Raw genomic sequence first — 15,963 nt, forward strand, 5'->3', positions numbered from 1 at the left:
GTCTCGTGCATCAAGGTGGCCATTAAGTATACCTCAAGTGGAGGCACTTTGTCCGATTTGCCTGCACCTGCTGCCTTTCAGGTCGTGGTGATGATCCGGGGCGTGCGCGATGGCATACGGGTAAGCAGTTCGTAGCCACTGGTACCGGTTGTGCATGCGACCTCCGTTACCGGCAGGCCTTCGCCCCATAATATGGCCGGCGCGCCAATCGCAACCGGCGGCAGGTCGGTAATATCGACGGTGATCATATCCATCGATACCCTTCCTACCAGGGGTGCTCGACGGCCATCTATCAAAACCGGCGTGCCGCTGCTGGCTGTACGCGGGTAACCGTCACCATAGCCTATGGTAACGGTCGCTACACGCGAGGGTCGCTGGGCCTGCCATGAGCCGCCATAACCAACGCGCTCGCCGACCCCTACGCTGCGTACGGAGATTACCGCGGAGCTCAGTGTCATTACCGGCTGCAGGCCCGCGGCCTGCGGTTGCGGTTCGGCAAATGGCGAGTTGCCCCAGAGCATGTAACCGGGCCTGATCCAGTCGTAGTGGGATTGTGGCCACGCCAGCACCGCCGGTGAGTTGGCGGCGCTGCGCAGTCCCTCAAATCCGCTGCAGGTGGACTCAAACAGTGCCAGTTGCCGGGCGGTCTGTGGGTTGTCCAGTTCATCTGCCGAGGCAAAGTGAGTGGAGAGTACCGGTGGCGCCCGGAGTTTGCCCGAGGCCAGCAGGCGTTGGTGGAAATCCTGGAACTGCTCCGGTAATACTCCCAGGCGGTGCATGCCCGTATCGATCTTCAGCCAGCAGTCCAGGGGTGCGGGCAAGCGGGTTTCTTCCAGCCAGCGCAGCTGGGTGTCATTGTCGATGGTGACCCAGAGGCCATGCTGCGCCGCTGTTATCAGCTCGTGGGCTTCAAAAACACCTTCCATTAACAGTATCGGGCAGGTCACGCCGGCAGCGCGCAGTTCCAGCGCCTCCTCGCTGCAGGCCACGGCCAGGGCGTCGACCAGGGGTTCCAGGGTTTGCGCCATGGCAATACTGCCGTGGCCGTAGGCATTGGCCTTGACCACCGCCATCAGCCGGGTATCGGGTGCCAGGCTCCTGGCAATACTCACATTATGGCGCAGGGCCCCAAGGTTCAGGCCGGCCTTGGCGGGACGTGCCATCAGTAGTTGAACCGGTGCTTCGCAAACAGGGTTTCGGCGGCAAGCCAGACATTACCTACTGTGCCATCGCCTACCGGTTCCCCGTCAATTTCCACAACCGGCGCCACTTCTTTACTGGAGCTGGTGAGCCATACTTCATCCGCGTTGCGTAGTTCGTTCATGGTGACAACCCGCTCTTCAACAACCAGGTCACTGTGGCGACGCAGTATGTCCAGCAACATCAGGCGCGTTATACCGGGCAGTTTCTGGTGGTCCAGTTCGGGTGTGGCAATAATGCCCTTACTCACTACAAAGACATTACAGGCGGCGGCCTCGGTCAGTTCCCCAGCCTGGTTGTACAGCAGGGTCTCGTCGTGACCCCGGCTGTGGCCGGTCTGGTAATGCATGACATTGCCCAGTAGCGCGGTGGACTTGATGTTGCAGCGCCGCCAGCGCAGGTCTTCCTCGGTGGACACCCGAAAGCGGGTCGCGGCGGCTTTGTCGGGGACCGGCGCCGGGGCGATCTCGAAGGCAAATCCGTACAGGGTCGGGGCTACGTTCTCGGTGTAGGCGTGATTGCGACGGCTGTCGGCACCGCGACTGACATGGAAGTAAATGCCCAGGTTGCCGCCACCATTGCGCGCGATCAGCTGCTCCGCGATAGCACGCCAGTGCGCTTCATCGACTCGCAGCTTGATACCGATGGCATCCAGCCCGTCCTGCATGCGCTGCATGTGAGGACCGAATCCTACCAGTTTGCCGTCGTAGGAAGGCACCACCTCATAGATGCCGTCACCGAACAGGAAACCGCGATCCATCGGTGAAATCCGGGCCTCACTCATCGGCATGTAATCACCGTTCAAAAATACTGTGCTCATAGCCTGGTCCTGTAGCGCGCTCTTTTCGCGCCTGAAAAATTGTTCGTTTAAGGGTTATGGAAGCCAGTCAGCCGGCGTAACTGGTGGATGACGGCGTCACCCTCAGTGGCTGCCATGCCATCTTCAGTTAATGTGTTTTTTCGCGTGACACCGTCAACGCTGCCCCTGGCAGAAAGATAGCGCAAGGTGTCCAGCGGCGAGAATTCACCGAGCAGGTCACGCTCCGCCCACAACCCGAGGAATGCAAGCAGGCCATAGGCACCCCAATTGGAGACATCGGCTACCAGCAGTTCGTCACACGAGGTGACCGCAGCGCGAATATCCAGACTGGCGATAGCGCTGTCAATCTTGCCCATGCCGATTTCGTTGCCGCCGTCTCCAATGGCAATGGTCGGGCAGGTGGCCCGGGTCAGGAAGGGATCGAAGATCCCGCAAAGCCGACTGATGTCTTCGCCGCGCATATTGTAATAATGGCCATCTGCGGTAACGCCCGGGCGCTCAATGGATATCACCGCAAGTGGCTGGTTCGCGGCCAGCCATTCGCCGGCCTCCCACTCTGCCTGCTCCGGGTTGTTGCAGGCGAGTTTGAGGATTTTGTAGTCCTGTGCCAGGGCATCTGCCAGGGGCGCCGCGCAGGCCATGACGGGTTTTGCGCCCAGGGCCGCAAGCCCCTTGTACAAGGCAATGGCGCCAACAGGCCCATCGGTCTCGAAGGTGTCGTCTACAGGGAAGCCGGTGCCAATGAGTACCGGTCCGTTCAGGTCCCGCAGTGCTCGCGCCGCACGCAGGTAATAGCCGGGCGCGAGCGCCTCCCTGGCAATCGCCATATTGCGCGGGTTGCGCGCTACCAGTACGGCTTCGATGGCTTCGCTCAGAGTCTGTTCATTCATTGCCGGGATTTCCTGGCCAGTGGCTGAAGGGGCAGGCGCTGCAGGCGCGCCTGTGCCAGGTGCAGGGCGTTATGCGCGCGGTGCGGGGTGATCGCCGTGAAGTTCACAACCCCACCGGGCTGCAGCTGGGCGAGTCGGGCAGCGTCCAGCGACAGGGCCGCGCCGATCTTGGGATAGCCGCCGATAGTCTGGCGATCGTTGAGCAGCACTATCGGCTGGCCATCGGCGGGAATCTGGATGGCGCCAAAACAAATGCCTTCGGACAGGATGCCATTGATATCGCATTCTATGGCAGGGCCTTCCAGCCGGTAACCCATGCGGTCACAGCGTTGCGATACGCTATAGGCATGACTGAAAAACCGGCGCTGCTGAAGGCGACTGAAATGCGACTGCTGGTAGCCGGGTATGACGCCTACGGTTACCCGGTTGTGGTAGCGTGGTTGATAATCCGGGTGCAGGTGCAATTCCCGGCGCAGGGAGGTTGCATCACAGGGCAATACGTCACCAGGTGCCAGCTTGTTGCCGTTGATCCCCCCGATTTTTTCCCTGACCACGGTCGCGGCACTCCCGAATTGCGGTGTAATAACAAAACCGTCCGCTACGCCAAGATAGCTGCGACAACCTTCTGCGGCGTAGCCCAGGCTGATTTGGTCGCCGGCGAGTACGGAATGTACTGTCCACAGTGGCTTTTCCCGGCCGTTGATCGCCAGCGGCATGCTGGCGCCGGTGACGCAGATGAAGGTATCCACCCGCGCCTCCAGCTCCAGGCCGCCGAAGCTGGTTTCAATCGCGGTGCAATCGGGTCTGTTACCCAGCAGCTGCTGGCAAATATCGAACGCTTCGGGGTCCAGCGGACCGCCGTTGGTGAGACCTATGGCGTGTTGCCCGAAGCGACCGCGGTCCTGGATCAGGCTCAGCAGCCCGGGTTGGCGCACGACCAGGCTCATGGGAGTTCCCCTCCCAATGCCAGGAAACGCTCGCGGCTGATGGCTTCAAAGCGTACCCGGTCCCCGACGGCCACGGGCATGGTGGGATTGGCCTGCGGATCAAACAGGCGTTGTGGGCAGTTGCCGACCAGGTTCCAGCCTCCCGGGGATTCGGCCGGATAGACGGCGGTCTGGCGGTCGGCAATCGCGACGGAACCGCGCGGCACTTTTTGGCGGGGTGTGGCCAGGCGCGGCGCCGCAATACGGGGATCCACATGACCCAGGTAGGCAAAACCGGGTGCAAAACCAATGGCATAGACCCGGTATTCGGTGTCGCTGTGCAGGGCGATCACCTCTGCGACGGACAACCCGGACTGCTCGGCCAGTCGTTCCAGATCGGCACCGGTTTCCGGGCTGTAATAGACGGGGAGAATAACCTCCCGCCCCCCTGGTGTGCTGACGCCGCGCTCGGCTGCCTCCAGGACGCCATGCAGGCGTTTGATCACGCTCATGTGGTCGGTACGCAACGGATCATAAATCACCAGCAACGAGGCATAAGAGGGGACCAGGTCGACGAGGTCAGCCCCCAGCGCTACGCGAACCGCTGTCGCGGTGGCCTGTACCCGTGAGGCAAGCTCGGGAGTGCTGTCCTCGCCAAGGTACAGCATGACGGCGCTTTCTCCAGCATAACTTACTCCGGGATAACTCGGGTGCATGCGTAACTCAGGTCTCGTTAATCAGGGCGCGTATTGCTTCGATAGCGCGCACGCTCTCAAGGTTGTCACCGTGCACGCAGAGGGTGTCGACCGGCAGTACCAGGCGGTGGCCACCGATAGTGGTAATACTGCTGTCACTGCACAGCTGCCCGACTTGGGCCAGCATGCGTACGCGGTCGTGCACGGCACCTGCTTTACTGCGGGCAAGCAGGCTACCGTCGTCATCGTAACAGCGATCGGCGAAGGCTTCGAACATGACGGCCAGGCCCAGCGCCGCGGCCTGCTCGCGATGGGTTGCCGCCGCCGGGGTGGCCTGTAGCATCAGGGTCAGCGGCCGATGATATCCGGCCACCGCATGCATTAATTGCTCGCGCAGGTGCTCGCTGGCCATCATGTCGTTATAGAGGGCGCCGTGGGGCTTCACGTATGTCAGCTCAAGGCCGTGGCAGCGCGCCATACCGTCAAGAGCCGCAATCTGGTAGCGCAGGGTGCTGGCAAGTTCCTCATCACTGAGATTCATTGAGCGACGACCAAAGCCGACCAGGTCCGGATAGGCGGGATGGGCGCCAATACTCACCCCGTGGCGTGCCGCCAGAGCCAGGGTTTTGTCGATGGTCACCGGTTCACCGGCATGGAAACCGCAGGCGATGTTGGCCTGGTCAATATGCGGCATGACCTCGGCGTCCATGCCCATGATCCAGTTGCCATAGCTCTCGCCGAGATCACAGTTGAGTAACATGGTACGTCCCGTCATTCAGAGTACCGCCAGTTTGCTATTGCGCAAATCGGTAACCAGCATGCAGCCGGGGCTGTGAGTGATTGCCAGCGGCAGTCCGGCCTGCTCCAGTGCTACCTGGGGAGTCACTCCACAGGCCCAGAACACGGGGAGTTCACCTTCGGCGATACTGACCCGGTCACCGTAATCAGGTTGCTCGATGTCGGTAATCCCAATCTGCGCGGGGTCACCCAAATGCACAGGCGCGCCGTGCACCGAGGGGAAACGGGTACAGATCTGGACGGCGCGTATTGCATCCGCGGCACGGAAGGGACGCATACTGACGACCATCTTGCCCGCGAACGGACCCGCACTCTGGCAGTCGATAGTGGTTCGGTACATGGGGACATTGACACCTTCGGTAATATTGCGAACTTCCAGCCCGTCTGCCAACAGCGCTTCTTCGAAGGAAAACGAGCAGCCCAGGGCAAATGTGACCAGGTCATCCTGCCATAGTTCACGGATATCGCTGCGTTCCTCTTCGAGTTCGCCGTAACGGAACACGCGGTAGCGTGGCAGGTCAGTACGCATGTCGATATCCCCCAAAGGTGGTAGCGTGGTTGCTCCCGGGGTGGCAGAGCAGGCAATCAGGGGGCACGGTTTGGGGTTGGCCTGGCAAAAGCGCATAAAGTCCGCTGCCTGGGCCGATGGCAGGATGACGATATTACACTGCACAAAGCCCGCTGCCAGTCCCGAGGTATTGCCGGGGTGCTCGCCCTTGCGGATACGCTGGCGCAGTTCGGCGGGTGTGAGTGGTGTGGTCATGATTAACCTCGGCTAACGGCTGGATGCAGGCAAGGATCCGGGCGTATAGTGCTGGAGCTACGGCGCCCGAACCCTGATAATGGTTTTTTCAATCGCCTATCATAGTTGATTAACCTTATGCTCGACCAGTTGCTCCGGGTTCTTACCCCCACTGTGGTGGTGGAAGACGTTTTTGTCGCAAATAACATGCACCCGAAAGCACCTCGGGTATACGGAGGGCAGGTGCTCGCGCAAGCCTTGCGCGCCGCATCGGAAACCGTTGCCAGTGACCGGGAAGTGCATTCCCAGCATGCCTATTTCCTGCGCCCCGGTGACCCGGCGGAACCCATTCGGCTGGAAGTGGAAAGGGCGCTTGATGGCGGTAGCCTGAGTTCCCGGCGGGTGGTCGCCCTGCAGCGTGGCAAGCCCATCCTGGTGTGTTCGGTATCATTTCAGCGCCCGGGTCGGGGCGAACAGTATCAGCAGGATATGCCCGTGGTGCCGGCTCCCGAAACGCTGCCCGACGAACGCGAGCGCGCCCTGGCCAACGACGAAATGGATGAGGATTTCATGATTGCCACCGGGGGCGATCTGGACGTGCGCCTGGTCAATCCGGTGGACTGGCGTAACCCCGTGACGCGCCCTGCGCATCTTGAAGCGTGGATAAAAACCAGCGGCCCGGTAGCAGACCACCAGGGGCTGCATCCTGCGCTGCTGGCTTACATGTCCGACACACTGCTGGTCGATGTCTGCCTGCTGGCCAATGGCGTGAGCTACCTGCAGCCGGAGCTGCAGGTAGCCAGCCTGGACCACGCACTGTGGTTCCATAGCCCGGTTCGCGCTGACGAGTGGTTACTTCATACTGTCGAAGCCGAACACGTTGGTGGTGGCAGGGGGCTGGCGCGTGGTCGCTTTTATACTCGCGATGGTGTGCTGGTGGCCTCGGTGGCCCAGCAGGCGCTCATGCGCTATCGTTAGCGCCGCATCGTTATTCCGCGGATACATTGCCTCCTCATCGGCGTGACCTTATGATGGGGATTGATAATTATACTCTGCCCAGGGATCTACCATGCCGCATCCAGCAATTACCGCCGAAACCTATCCGCACAAGCCCGCCATTATCATGGGTGGCTCCGGTGAAGTGGTCACCTACTCAGAACTCGACACGCGCAGTAACCAGGCGGCGCAGCTGTTTCGCTCCCTGGGGCTGCAGCGCGGCGACCATATCGCCATGATGATGCAGAACTGTCGCCAGTTTCTCGAAATCTGCTGGGGCGCACAGCGCGCCGGGCTGATCTTCACGCCAATAAGCACACATCTCAAGCGCGATGAAACCAACTATATCCTGCAAAATTGCGGTGCGAAGCTGTTTATCGCCTCCCATGAGCTGGCGGCGACAGCCGGTGAGGTCATGGCATCCGGGGCAGCGGCGGTAAACCACTTCTACATGGTCGACGGGCTCGCCGACGGGTTCGAGTCCTGGGACGACAGCGCTGCGCTGCAGCCGGAGGAGCGTATTGCCGACGAAGCCAACGGCGTGCCGATGCTGTATTCCTCCGGTACTACCGGCAAGCCCAAGGGCGTTTTCCTGCCGCCTTCCAGTGACGACGTGAATACACCGCATCCGTTGGCAAACAGCCTGGGTGCAGTGTTCGGGTTCAGCCCGGAAACGGTGTACCTGTCGCCGGCCCCGCTTTACCATGCCGCGCCGCTGCACTACAACATGATGACCCTGTACCAGGGCGGCACCACTGTGGTGATGGAGAAGTTCGATCCGGAAGCCGCGTTACAATTGATCGAAGAGCATCGCGCCACCCACAGCCAGTGGGTGCCGATCATGTTTGTGCGGATGTTGAAATTACCGCAGGAGGTGCGCGAAAAATACGATATCAGCAGCATGCAGTTTGCCATCCACGCGGCGGCACCGTGCCCGATAGAGATCAAGGAGAAAATGATTGCGTGGTGGGGTGAGGTGATCGTCGAATACTACGCGGCCAGCGAAGGCATCGGCATCACCATCATCGATTCCGCCAACTGGCTGACCCACAAAGGCTCAGTGGGGCCGGCCCTGTCGGGACAGGTTCACATTGTGGATGACGACGGCAACGAGTTGCCTCCCGGCGAGATCGGTACTGTCTATTTCAGTGGCGACCAGACCCAGTTCAAATACCACAATGAGCCGGGTAAAACCGCCGAGGCGTTCAATGAGCGCGGCTGGGCAACGACGGGTGATGTAGGGTACGTCGACCAGGACGGTTTTCTGTACCTTACGGATCGCAAGAACTTCATGATTATCAGCGGGGGGGTGAATATCTACCCGCAGGAAATCGAGAACCTGCTTATTACCCACGAAAAAGTGGCTGATGTGGCAGTATTCGGGATTCCCAATGAGGACTTCGGGGAGGAAGTGAAAGCCGTTATCCAGCCGATGAACTGGGTAGACGCCACCGATGAAGTCGCCATTGAAATCATGGAATGGCTGCGGGAACGGATTTCCCATATCAAGCTGCCGCGCTCAATGGACTTTCATCCGCAGCTGCCGCGTATGGACAACGGCAAGCTCTACAAACGCCATCTCGCGGATGCCTACAAGGGCGCCACTCGCTCCGGCGAGGAGGCGGTTGCCCACCCGGAACAGGAGTCGCCGGCGCCGAAGGACGACAGCGCGACCTGAGAAGGTCGGCGGGGCAATACGGGATCGTTCAGGCGACGTGTTCAGCCGGGCGCAATTGCCACTGGCTCCGGCTGGCGGCGCCAGGGCAGGTAATATACCGGTAATACGAACAGTGTGAACAGGGTGCCCACCAGCATGCCGGCTGTGATCATCAGGCCGATACTGAATCGGCTGTTGGCCCCCGCACCGGTGGCGATCACCAGCGGCAACACGCCAAGTACCGTGGCAAAGGTTGTCATCAGGATGGGGCGCAGGCGCAGCGCCGCCGCTTCCAGCACCGCATCGCGATGGTTGTGGCCCTGCCGCCGCAGCTGGTTGGCGAACTCCACAATGAGAATACCGTGCTTGCTGATCAGGCCAATCAGGGTCAGCAGACCGATCTGGGTATAAATGTTCAGGGTGGCAAAGCCCAGCGCAATGGGTACCACCGCGCCAAAAATGGACAGCGGCACACCCACCAGCACGACCAGCGGGTCGCGAAAGCTGTTGAACTGGGCCGAGAGCACCAGGAAGATCAGAATCAGGGCCAGGGTGAACAGTAGCGGGAATGAAGCAGTTTCCTGGATGAAGCGACGGGCGGTGCCGGTGTAACCGGCACGGAAGCCAGTGGGTGCAATCTCCTGCAGCGTGTCGCGCAACATTGCCAGGCCGTCTCCCAGGGCGTTGGGCGGCAGCATCATCCCCTGAATGGTGGTGCTGTTAAGCTGCTGGTACTGGCTGAGTTCGTTTGGCTGTACCTCGGACTCGAGCGTAATCACGGCCGACATGGGTACCAGTTTGCCGCTGTTGCTGCGCAGGTAGTATTTGCCCAGCTCCTCACGGGTGAGGCGAAAATCCGCGGCTGCCTGTGGAATGACCTTGTAACTGCGGCCCTCCATGGTAAAGCGATTAATCTCGGCCTCACCCAGCATGACTGACAGGGTCTGTCCGATATCCTGCATGGAAATGCCCAGTCGCGACGCCAGCGGACGGTTGATATTGACTGCAATCTCCGGCCGGTCGAGACTCAGGGATTGATTGACGAAAATGAACAGGCCGGATTCACGCGCTGCCTGCAGCAGTTCCTCGCCCACCCGGTACACTTCGTCGTAGTCTGCTGTTGAGGCGACCACAAAGCTTACCGGCAGGCCGGCATCGGCCCCCGGTAGCGAGGGACTGCCGAAGGAAAAAGCCTCAACGCCCGATACGCTGCCCAGTTGTTGCTGGAATTCGGCCTGTACTTCCTGTTGGGTGCGCTCCCGCTCGCTCCAGGGTTGCAGGGTCAGGCCGCCAAAATTGAAGCTTGTTGAGGCCACCTGCCAGGAGTGGCTGACTTCCGGAATCTCCTGCCAGATTTCGACAATCTCATCCAGGAAGCGGTTGATGTATTCCAGGTTGGCGTACTGCGGGGTGTCGGCCACCACATAAATCATGCCCACATCTTCTTCCGGCGCCAGTTCCGCCCGGGCCAGGCTGAACAAGATCGGCAGGCTTGCGATCAGCGCCATGCTGAACATGATCACCGCGCCGCGATTATCCAGGCAGCCCGCCAGCAGGCGCTGGTAACCCTGGATAAAACGCTGGAAGTGGTGGTCCAGCCAGTTGGCAAAACGGCCCTGGTGCTGTTGATCCTTGAGCACTCGCGAACACATCATCGGGCTCAGGGTAAGGGCGACCACGCCCGATACCAGCACCGCCCCCGCCAGGGTCAGGGCAAACTCGCTGAACAGGGCGCCGGTGAGTCCGCCCACGAATGCAATAGGCGCGTAGACGGCGGCCAGTGTCAGGGTCATTGCCACCACTGGCCAGGCGACTTCGCGGGCGCCTTGCAGAGCGGCGTCGGTAGGTGTGGCGCCATGCTCAATGTGACGATGTACATTCTCCACCACGACAATGGCGTCGTCGACCACCAGGCCGATGGCGATCACCATGGCCAGTAAAGTCAGCAGGTTGAGTGAGTAACCGAGGCTGAAAATCAAAAATACCACCCCGATCAATGATAGGGGAATCGCCACCAGCGGTATCAGTACGACCCGCAGCGAGCCGAGGAACAAATAGATAACCAGAATCACGATCAGGCCCGCTTCCAGCAGGGTACTGCGCACCTCGCCCAGGGCGGCATCGATCGCCACTGTGCCATCCCAGTCCAGTAGCATTTCCAGGTCGGCGGGCAGGTCGGCGCGGATACCGGGTAATGCCTTATGTACAGCCTGGCTGACCTGCAAGGGGTTGGCATCCGGGGCGGCGGTGATGGAAATGAAGGTCGCTTCCTGCCCGCTGGAAAATGACTTGAACTGGGTGTTTTCCTCGGAAAGCGCAATAGCGGCGACGTCACCCAATTGCACCCTGTTATCCACCTCCTGGCGGACGGTCAGGGCGGCAAACGCCTCTGGCGTTTGCATGTCGGTGCGCGCATCTACCGTAGCGCGTACCAGTGCACCCTCTGTGCTGCCGGCTGCAGAGATGTAATTGTCGCGGCTGATGGCGGCATGAATGTCGCTGGCGGTTACCTGGTGGGCAGCCATCCGTACCGGGTCCAGCCAGATGCGCATGGCCGGGAACTTACTGCCAAGGATTTCGGCTTTACCCACGCCCTCCAGGGTGGCGAGTTCGGGCTGTACACTGCGGGCAAGGTAATCGGAGACCTCGGAGATGGACATCTGCGCGCTCTGGAACGCAAGGTAGATCAGGGCGTCGCCGCCACTTGCGGTGGTGACCACCGGGTCGTTGATGTCTCGTGGCAGGTCTGATCGCGTTTCGCTGACCTTGGCGATGACCTCGGATAACACCGCACTGCTGTCCTCTCCCAGGCGCACATGGACACTGATCTCCGAGTAGCCGGGGTTGCTGTTTGACGACAGGTATTCAATACCTCGCGCCCCGGCGATGCTGATTTGCAACGGTGTTGTCACGAAGCCCTGTACCGTGCGGGCGCTGGCGCCGGGATAGGTCGTTGCCACCGTGATCACGCTGCGCTCGAGTTCCGGAAATTCGCGCACAGGGGTACGATTGGCGGCGGCGAGGCCCAGCAACAGAATCAGCGCACTGACCACCAGTGCCAGCACCGGGCGGCGAATGAAAATATCGGTGAAACGCATCTTCAGGATCTCGCTAGCAGAGGCTGCACTAGAGCGGCGCCTGCTCGTCAATCTGTACCACGACACCGCGGAACAGTTTGTTCTGGCCGGCAATTACAACCTGCTCGCCTGCGGCGAGCCCGTCGACAACCGCGATCCTGCCATCCTGTGCAGTACCCGTGCGCACCAGTCGGGGGGTAGCCTGCAGAACGCCTTCAGCGGGTTCAATAACGTAGACAGTGCTGCCCACCGTGGTGTGGGTGATAGCGGTTTCCGGTACAGTGACCTGCTCCAGTGTCCGCCCGAGGTCAATGTTGATGCTGGCAAACATGCCGGGCAGCAAACCGGCAGCGGGTTCAATGTTTGCACGCAGCAACAGGCTCCTGGTGCTTTCGTCCACCTCGCTGTCAACTGACTGCAGACGGGCCCTGAACACCCGGTCGCCAAATCCGGGTACCTGTACGCCCAGTTCGAGTCCGGGGCGCAGTAGCGGTGCGTAGCGCGCCGGCACTGAAAAATCCACTTCCAGTGCGCCCAGATCCTGCAGGCCTGCAATTCGGGAGCCCGCAGTGACGTAGTCACCCACTTTTGCATGGATGATCCCAACAGTGCCATCAAAGGGCGCGCGCAATGCCTTATAGGCCAGCAGCGCCTCGGTTTCGGCCAGTTCCGCCAGCGCCACGTCCAGGTTTGCCCGGGAACGGTCATACTGGCTCTGGGGGACGGATTTTTGTTCGAGCAGTTTGGCGTCGCGCTCGAATAGCAGTCGCGCCAGTTCTACCGCCGCCTGCTGTCGTTCGCGGGCGGCAAGTTCGGCCCTGTTATTAAGCTGTACGAGTAACTGGCCGGTGCTCACCCTGTCGCCCGACTGTACCTTGACATCGGTAATCTCGCCGCTTTCTTCCGTGCTCAGCTCGACGCCGTACTTCGCCCGGATGGTGCCCGTTGCCGCCAGGGTTTCCGGCCATCGCGCGGTATCGGCGACGGCCGCTGCTATAATGACCGGAGCCGCGGTAAAATCCTGGCTGGCAAGGCCCGATATCCGTTGGTACAAATATCCGGCTATCGCGCCAAAAATTGCAATCAGTAACAGCGTGGCGGTGACATAAGCGCGCAAGGAAAGTCTCTTCTTTTTTCCGGAGGGCACCAACGATGTGCATCCCGATGATTATCAGCCACCCCATTCTAGGGCCTTTGCCGGCTGCTTGCACGCGGTCATCGAGGCTGTGCCGGTGCAACCCGTGTTTGCATCATGGTCGCTTATGGTCTAGCAAAATGACCCTGTGCCCGGCGGGGGCTTTACAGTATGCTGAAGCCCTGATTCGTTGAAATGAGGTCAATTAGTGAGAACGCCCCGTAAACTGCGCGCGCTGGAGCGCCAGATGGATAACGCCACCAGTTATGCTGAATGGCGCGAGGCCGCTATCGAGCACGACGAGCTAACCGGCCAGCGGCGCTGGCGGGAAGTTGACCAGAGCCGGCAATATGATTACGGCCAGATCCGGCTGCGCCTGGACAGGCTGCGCAGCCTGCGCGCGCGACACGACAACCAGGGGCTGCTTTTTACACTCAATGAAGGTATTCACGGCAACATGGGAGGCATGGGCCGCAGCTCTCTTTACCATACCGCCAAATTCGGCACCAAACACCTTATCGAACAGTATATTGATGAAATTGACGATTCACTGCGCTATATCGCGGAGCTGAAGAGCGAGGATATCAGCCCGCAGGAAAAACTGGATTTCTTTTACCGCGCAAACATCTGCTTCGGGCGCTCGGCGTTGATGCTCAGTGGCGGAGGGGTGCTGGGTTTCTATCACCTCGGGGTGGTGAAAACCCTCATGGAGCAGGGGCTTTTACCCCGGGTCATTTCCGGTTCCAGTGCCGGTTCGCTGGTGGCCGGCGTCGTCGGCACCCATGATGACCTTGAGCTCAGGCATTTCTTTGAGCCCGGTAATGTACATTTTGAGGCGGAGCGCGAGGCCAACGTCCTGTCGAGGATGTTTTTTGGCCGCAATCCGCAAATTGACGTCAGTGATCTCGAGAACATCATTTCCCGGCTGATACCGGAAATGACCTTCCAGGAGGCCTATGAGAAAACCGGTCGCCAGATCAGTATTACCGTGGCTCCCGCGGAAACGCATCAGCGCTCTCGCCTGTTGAATGCCATAACCTCGCCCAATGTCTTTGTGCGCTCCGCTGTCATGGCGTCCTGTGCGGTACCCGGCGTATTTCCCCCGGTCATGCTGATGGCGAAAAACGTACACGGAGAGCCACAACCCTACCTGCCTACGCGAAAGTGGGTGGATGGCTCGATTGCCGACGACTTGCCCGCCAAGCGCCTGTCCCGGCTTTACAGCACCAATCACTATATTGTCAGTATGGTGAATCCCATTGCCACGCCCTTTTTACGGGGTAACCGCAAAAGGAGTGGAGTGTCGGCCGCCCTGGGCGTTCTCGGTGTCGGTATAGGTCGCGAGGTACTGAATTTTTATCGTGGCGTGGCGCAGAGGAAAGGCGATAACTGGCCCCGGTTCAACCTGCTGATGAACGGTATCCACTCGCTGCTGGACCAGGAATACAGCGGCGACATTAACATCATGCCCAGTTTTCGCTGGTACAACCCGGCCAAAATCCTCTCGCACCTCTCCGAACAGGAGTTGATAGCGTTGATGGAAGGCGGCGCGCACTCCTGCTACCCCAACGTTGAAGCCATCCGGATTTGCACCAAAATCAGCAGAACCATGGAAGAGATTCTGCATCGCTTTGAATACGGTGACCTGCGCCCCAAAGAATCGGAATACCATAAACCCAGGGCTTCCCGACGGCGTCCGCCACCGACCGGAAAGGACCGCAAGTCGCTGACCCAGCGCGCGGCGAGTGATGATGCGGTGACCAGGTCCGGGACTCGCACCAAAGCCCGGCGCAAGACCCCGGCCGCTAAAAAGCGGCCCGGTGCCGGCAAATCGGATGACAGTTCCGGCGGTGATGAGAGCCAGGCTGCCTGAAAAGGAACGGCCGGTCCGGTGCACTCCGGACCGGCATACAGTAGCCGCTCAGGCAACAGGGGTAGGTGGCAGGTCCGGTTTGGCGTAGGCCATGCGGCGTAGTCGCCGGGTATCGTGGTAGCTGTCGAGCCCACTCAGGGCGACGCTGCCCGCAGCACTGATATCCACCGAGCCGTCGTCACCGACACAGTGATCCGGCACGTCAACCAGTACAATTTCACCTATCAGGAAATGTGTGTCGTTGATCTCCAGCTGTTGGTGTTCACGCAGGCGCAGCCCCATGCGAATGCTTGCCTGTTTTACGAAGGGCGCCGCAAAACCCTCGACCCAGTGTTCTTCAAGACCGGTGGCAGCGAATTCGGATTGCTCGCGGGGGTAGCGCGCCGCGGTCTGGTGTGCCGCTTCAACAAACTGGTTGCCGACGTGGTTGATGGTATAACAACCGGTGTCGAGTATGTTGTCCAGGGTATGGCGCGCTGTGGGGTTGGGGCGAATGATCAGGGCGAGCAGGGGGGGGTGCGAACCCAGGTGTACCACCGAGCTCATGATGGCGAGATTGCTGTGGCCAGTGTGGTCGGCGGTGCCGACAAGGTTGGCCGGCTTGAAGCCGCTGAGGGAATTTACCAGGGCTGCGCGATAGCGGGACTCAAGACCGTCGAGGTCAGTGGATTGCAAGTGCATAGTGTTTCCGGTCCGGAATCAGGGATAAAGACGACGGTAGCGTCGCTGTGCCCAGAGGTTGTAGAAGAAATCAGCGCAGGGCCTGATCAGTGGCCACCGCAGCCAGGCCCACAGTGGCCCCAGGCGGGTGTGCTGCCAGGCCGCGACATTGGCGTCGATGCCAGTCAGCAGGCGGCCGTCAGCGGTGCGCAGATGCAGAGTGCGCAGCAGTGTTTCACGGTCGGGCAGGGTGTCGGAAGCCGGCAGTTGGTGAATGTCGCGCAGTTCCAGCCCGCCATCGCAAAGAGTCCCGAGTTTGTCCATTTCCTTGCTGCACAGGGGGCATTGGCCGTCATAATAGAGCGTGTCGGGCATGGCAACAGTCTGCTGTGTTTTTAACATACGGGAAGATACGCAGACCCTGGTGTGGTGGATGTGTCGCGGAGTATATTTGCTCGCGAAAGCCGGGCGAGCATCGGCGCTCGCCCGGTGAG

Annotated in this window: 14 protein-coding genes; 3 read left to right on the forward strand and 11 right to left on the reverse strand. The window is 60.3% G+C overall.

The features are described from left to right. Nucleotides 1–77 precede the first annotated feature (77 nt). Genes alr through CWI75_RS06570 form a run of 7 tightly spaced genes read right to left on the reverse strand, consistent with a single transcriptional unit; the run spans nucleotide 78 to nucleotide 6,092 of the window. A complete protein-coding gene (gene alr, locus CWI75_RS06540) occupies nucleotides 78–1,163 on the reverse strand; it encodes an alanine racemase (RefSeq protein WP_101520677.1) in 1,086 nt (361 codons plus the stop codon). Continuing rightward, the gene (locus tag CWI75_RS06545; RefSeq protein ID WP_101520678.1) at nucleotides 1,163–2,020 is read right to left on the reverse strand and encodes an aminotransferase class IV; all 858 of its coding nucleotides are present in this window, start codon (nucleotides 2,018–2,020) and stop codon (nucleotides 1,163–1,165) included. Before CWI75_RS06545 ends, alr begins: the two co-directional genes overlap by 1 nt. Before the next feature lie 47 nt (nucleotides 2,021–2,067). Further along, on the reverse strand, nucleotides 2,068–2,910 hold the full coding sequence (locus CWI75_RS06550) for a glutamate cyclase domain-containing protein (protein ID WP_101520679.1): 843 nt from the start codon (nucleotides 2,908–2,910) through the stop codon (nucleotides 2,068–2,070). After that, complete coding sequence (locus CWI75_RS06555) at nucleotides 2,907–3,857, reverse strand: 5-oxoprolinase subunit C family protein (RefSeq protein WP_101520680.1); 951 nt, start codon at nucleotides 3,855–3,857, stop codon at nucleotides 2,907–2,909. The genes CWI75_RS06550 and CWI75_RS06555 overlap by 4 nt, the downstream gene beginning before the upstream one ends. Next, the gene (gene pxpB / locus CWI75_RS06560) at nucleotides 3,854–4,552 is read right to left on the reverse strand and encodes a 5-oxoprolinase subunit PxpB (protein ID WP_101520681.1); all 699 of its coding nucleotides are present in this window, start codon (nucleotides 4,550–4,552) and stop codon (nucleotides 3,854–3,856) included. Before pxpB ends, CWI75_RS06555 begins: the two co-directional genes overlap by 4 nt. A 7-nt stretch (nucleotides 4,553–4,559) precedes the next feature. Further along, on the reverse strand, nucleotides 4,560–5,306 hold the full coding sequence (locus CWI75_RS06565) for a 5-oxoprolinase subunit PxpA (RefSeq protein ID WP_241521106.1): 747 nt from the start codon (nucleotides 5,304–5,306) through the stop codon (nucleotides 4,560–4,562). Continuing rightward, nucleotides 5,307–6,092, reverse strand: a complete 786-nt coding sequence (locus CWI75_RS06570) for a putative hydro-lyase (RefSeq protein ID WP_101520682.1) — start codon at nucleotides 6,090–6,092, stop codon at nucleotides 5,307–5,309. Between the two features lie 117 nt (nucleotides 6,093–6,209). On the opposite strand from CWI75_RS06570, the gene CWI75_RS06575 reads away from it, so the two are divergent. Further along, complete coding sequence (locus tag CWI75_RS06575; RefSeq protein WP_101520683.1) at nucleotides 6,210–7,049, forward strand: acyl-CoA thioesterase; 840 nt, start codon at nucleotides 6,210–6,212, stop codon at nucleotides 7,047–7,049. Nucleotides 7,050–7,140: 91 nt separating this feature from the next. After that, entirely contained in the window at nucleotides 7,141–8,745 is a 1,605-nt protein-coding gene (locus CWI75_RS06580) for an acyl-CoA synthetase (protein ID WP_101520684.1), read from the forward strand. Between the two features lie 41 nt (nucleotides 8,746–8,786). Here the strand turns inward: CWI75_RS06580 and CWI75_RS06585 are convergent, their stop codons facing one another. Together CWI75_RS06585 and CWI75_RS06590 are read right to left on the reverse strand one after the other, a co-directional pair. Continuing rightward, entirely contained in the window at nucleotides 8,787–11,822 is a 3,036-nt protein-coding gene (locus tag CWI75_RS06585; protein ID WP_101520685.1) for an efflux RND transporter permease subunit, read from the reverse strand. A 28-nt stretch (nucleotides 11,823–11,850) separates the two neighbouring features. Then, nucleotides 11,851–12,918, reverse strand: a complete 1,068-nt coding sequence (locus CWI75_RS06590; protein ID WP_101520686.1) for an efflux RND transporter periplasmic adaptor subunit — start codon at nucleotides 12,916–12,918, stop codon at nucleotides 11,851–11,853. A gap of 226 nt (nucleotides 12,919–13,144) precedes the next feature. Here CWI75_RS06590 and CWI75_RS06595 point away from each other — a divergent pair, with 226 nt between their 5' ends. Further along, a complete protein-coding gene (locus tag CWI75_RS06595) occupies nucleotides 13,145–14,809 on the forward strand; it encodes a DUF3336 domain-containing protein (protein ID WP_101520687.1) in 1,665 nt (554 codons plus the stop codon). Nucleotides 14,810–14,857: 48 nt separating this feature from the next. Here the strand turns inward: CWI75_RS06595 and CWI75_RS06600 are convergent, their stop codons facing one another. Continuing rightward, nucleotides 14,858–15,490 (reverse strand): flavin reductase family protein, encoded by a 633-nt coding sequence (locus CWI75_RS06600; protein ID WP_101520688.1) that lies wholly within the window; start codon nucleotides 15,488–15,490, stop codon nucleotides 14,858–14,860. An 18-nt stretch (nucleotides 15,491–15,508) separates the two neighbouring features. Then, complete coding sequence (locus CWI75_RS06605) at nucleotides 15,509–15,871, reverse strand: thiol-disulfide oxidoreductase DCC family protein (protein WP_241521107.1); 363 nt, start codon at nucleotides 15,869–15,871, stop codon at nucleotides 15,509–15,511. Between the last annotated feature and the right edge of the window lie 92 nt (nucleotides 15,872–15,963).

It is taken from the genome of Kineobactrum sediminis (assembly GCF_002868715.1).
Taxonomy (GTDB): Bacteria; Pseudomonadota; Gammaproteobacteria; order Pseudomonadales; family Halieaceae; genus Kineobactrum; species Kineobactrum sediminis.

Excerpts from the sequence above, each read along its gene's own strand:
- CWI75_RS06605 (WP_241521107.1), bottom strand. The coding sequence starts at position 15,871 with ATGTTAAAAACACAGCAGACTGTTGCCATGCCCGACACGCTCTATTAT.
- CWI75_RS06545 (WP_101520678.1), bottom strand. The coding sequence starts at position 2,020 with ATGAGCACAGTATTTTTGAACGGTGATTACATGCCGATGAGTGAGGCC.
- CWI75_RS06565 (WP_241521106.1), bottom strand. The coding sequence starts at position 5,306 with ATGACGGGACGTACCATGTTACTCAACTGTGATCTCGGCGAGAGCTAT.
- alr (WP_101520677.1), bottom strand. The coding sequence starts at position 1,163 with ATGGCACGTCCCGCCAAGGCCGGCCTGAACCTTGGGGCCCTGCGCCAT.
- CWI75_RS06585 (WP_101520685.1), bottom strand. The coding sequence starts at position 11,822 with ATGCGTTTCACCGATATTTTCATTCGCCGCCCGGTGCTGGCACTGGTG.
- CWI75_RS06555 (WP_101520680.1), bottom strand. The coding sequence starts at position 3,857 with ATGAGCCTGGTCGTGCGCCAACCCGGGCTGCTGAGCCTGATCCAGGAC.
- CWI75_RS06575 (WP_101520683.1), top strand. The coding sequence starts at position 6,210 with ATGCTCGACCAGTTGCTCCGGGTTCTTACCCCCACTGTGGTGGTGGAA.
- CWI75_RS06550 (WP_101520679.1), bottom strand. The coding sequence starts at position 2,910 with ATGAATGAACAGACTCTGAGCGAAGCCATCGAAGCCGTACTGGTAGCG.
- CWI75_RS06600 (WP_101520688.1), bottom strand. The coding sequence starts at position 15,490 with ATGCACTTGCAATCCACTGACCTCGACGGTCTTGAGTCCCGCTATCGC.
- CWI75_RS06580 (WP_101520684.1), top strand. The coding sequence starts at position 7,141 with ATGCCGCATCCAGCAATTACCGCCGAAACCTATCCGCACAAGCCCGCC.
- CWI75_RS06570 (WP_101520682.1), bottom strand. The coding sequence starts at position 6,092 with ATGACCACACCACTCACACCCGCCGAACTGCGCCAGCGTATCCGCAAG.
- pxpB (WP_101520681.1), bottom strand. The coding sequence starts at position 4,552 with ATGCACCCGAGTTATCCCGGAGTAAGTTATGCTGGAGAAAGCGCCGTC.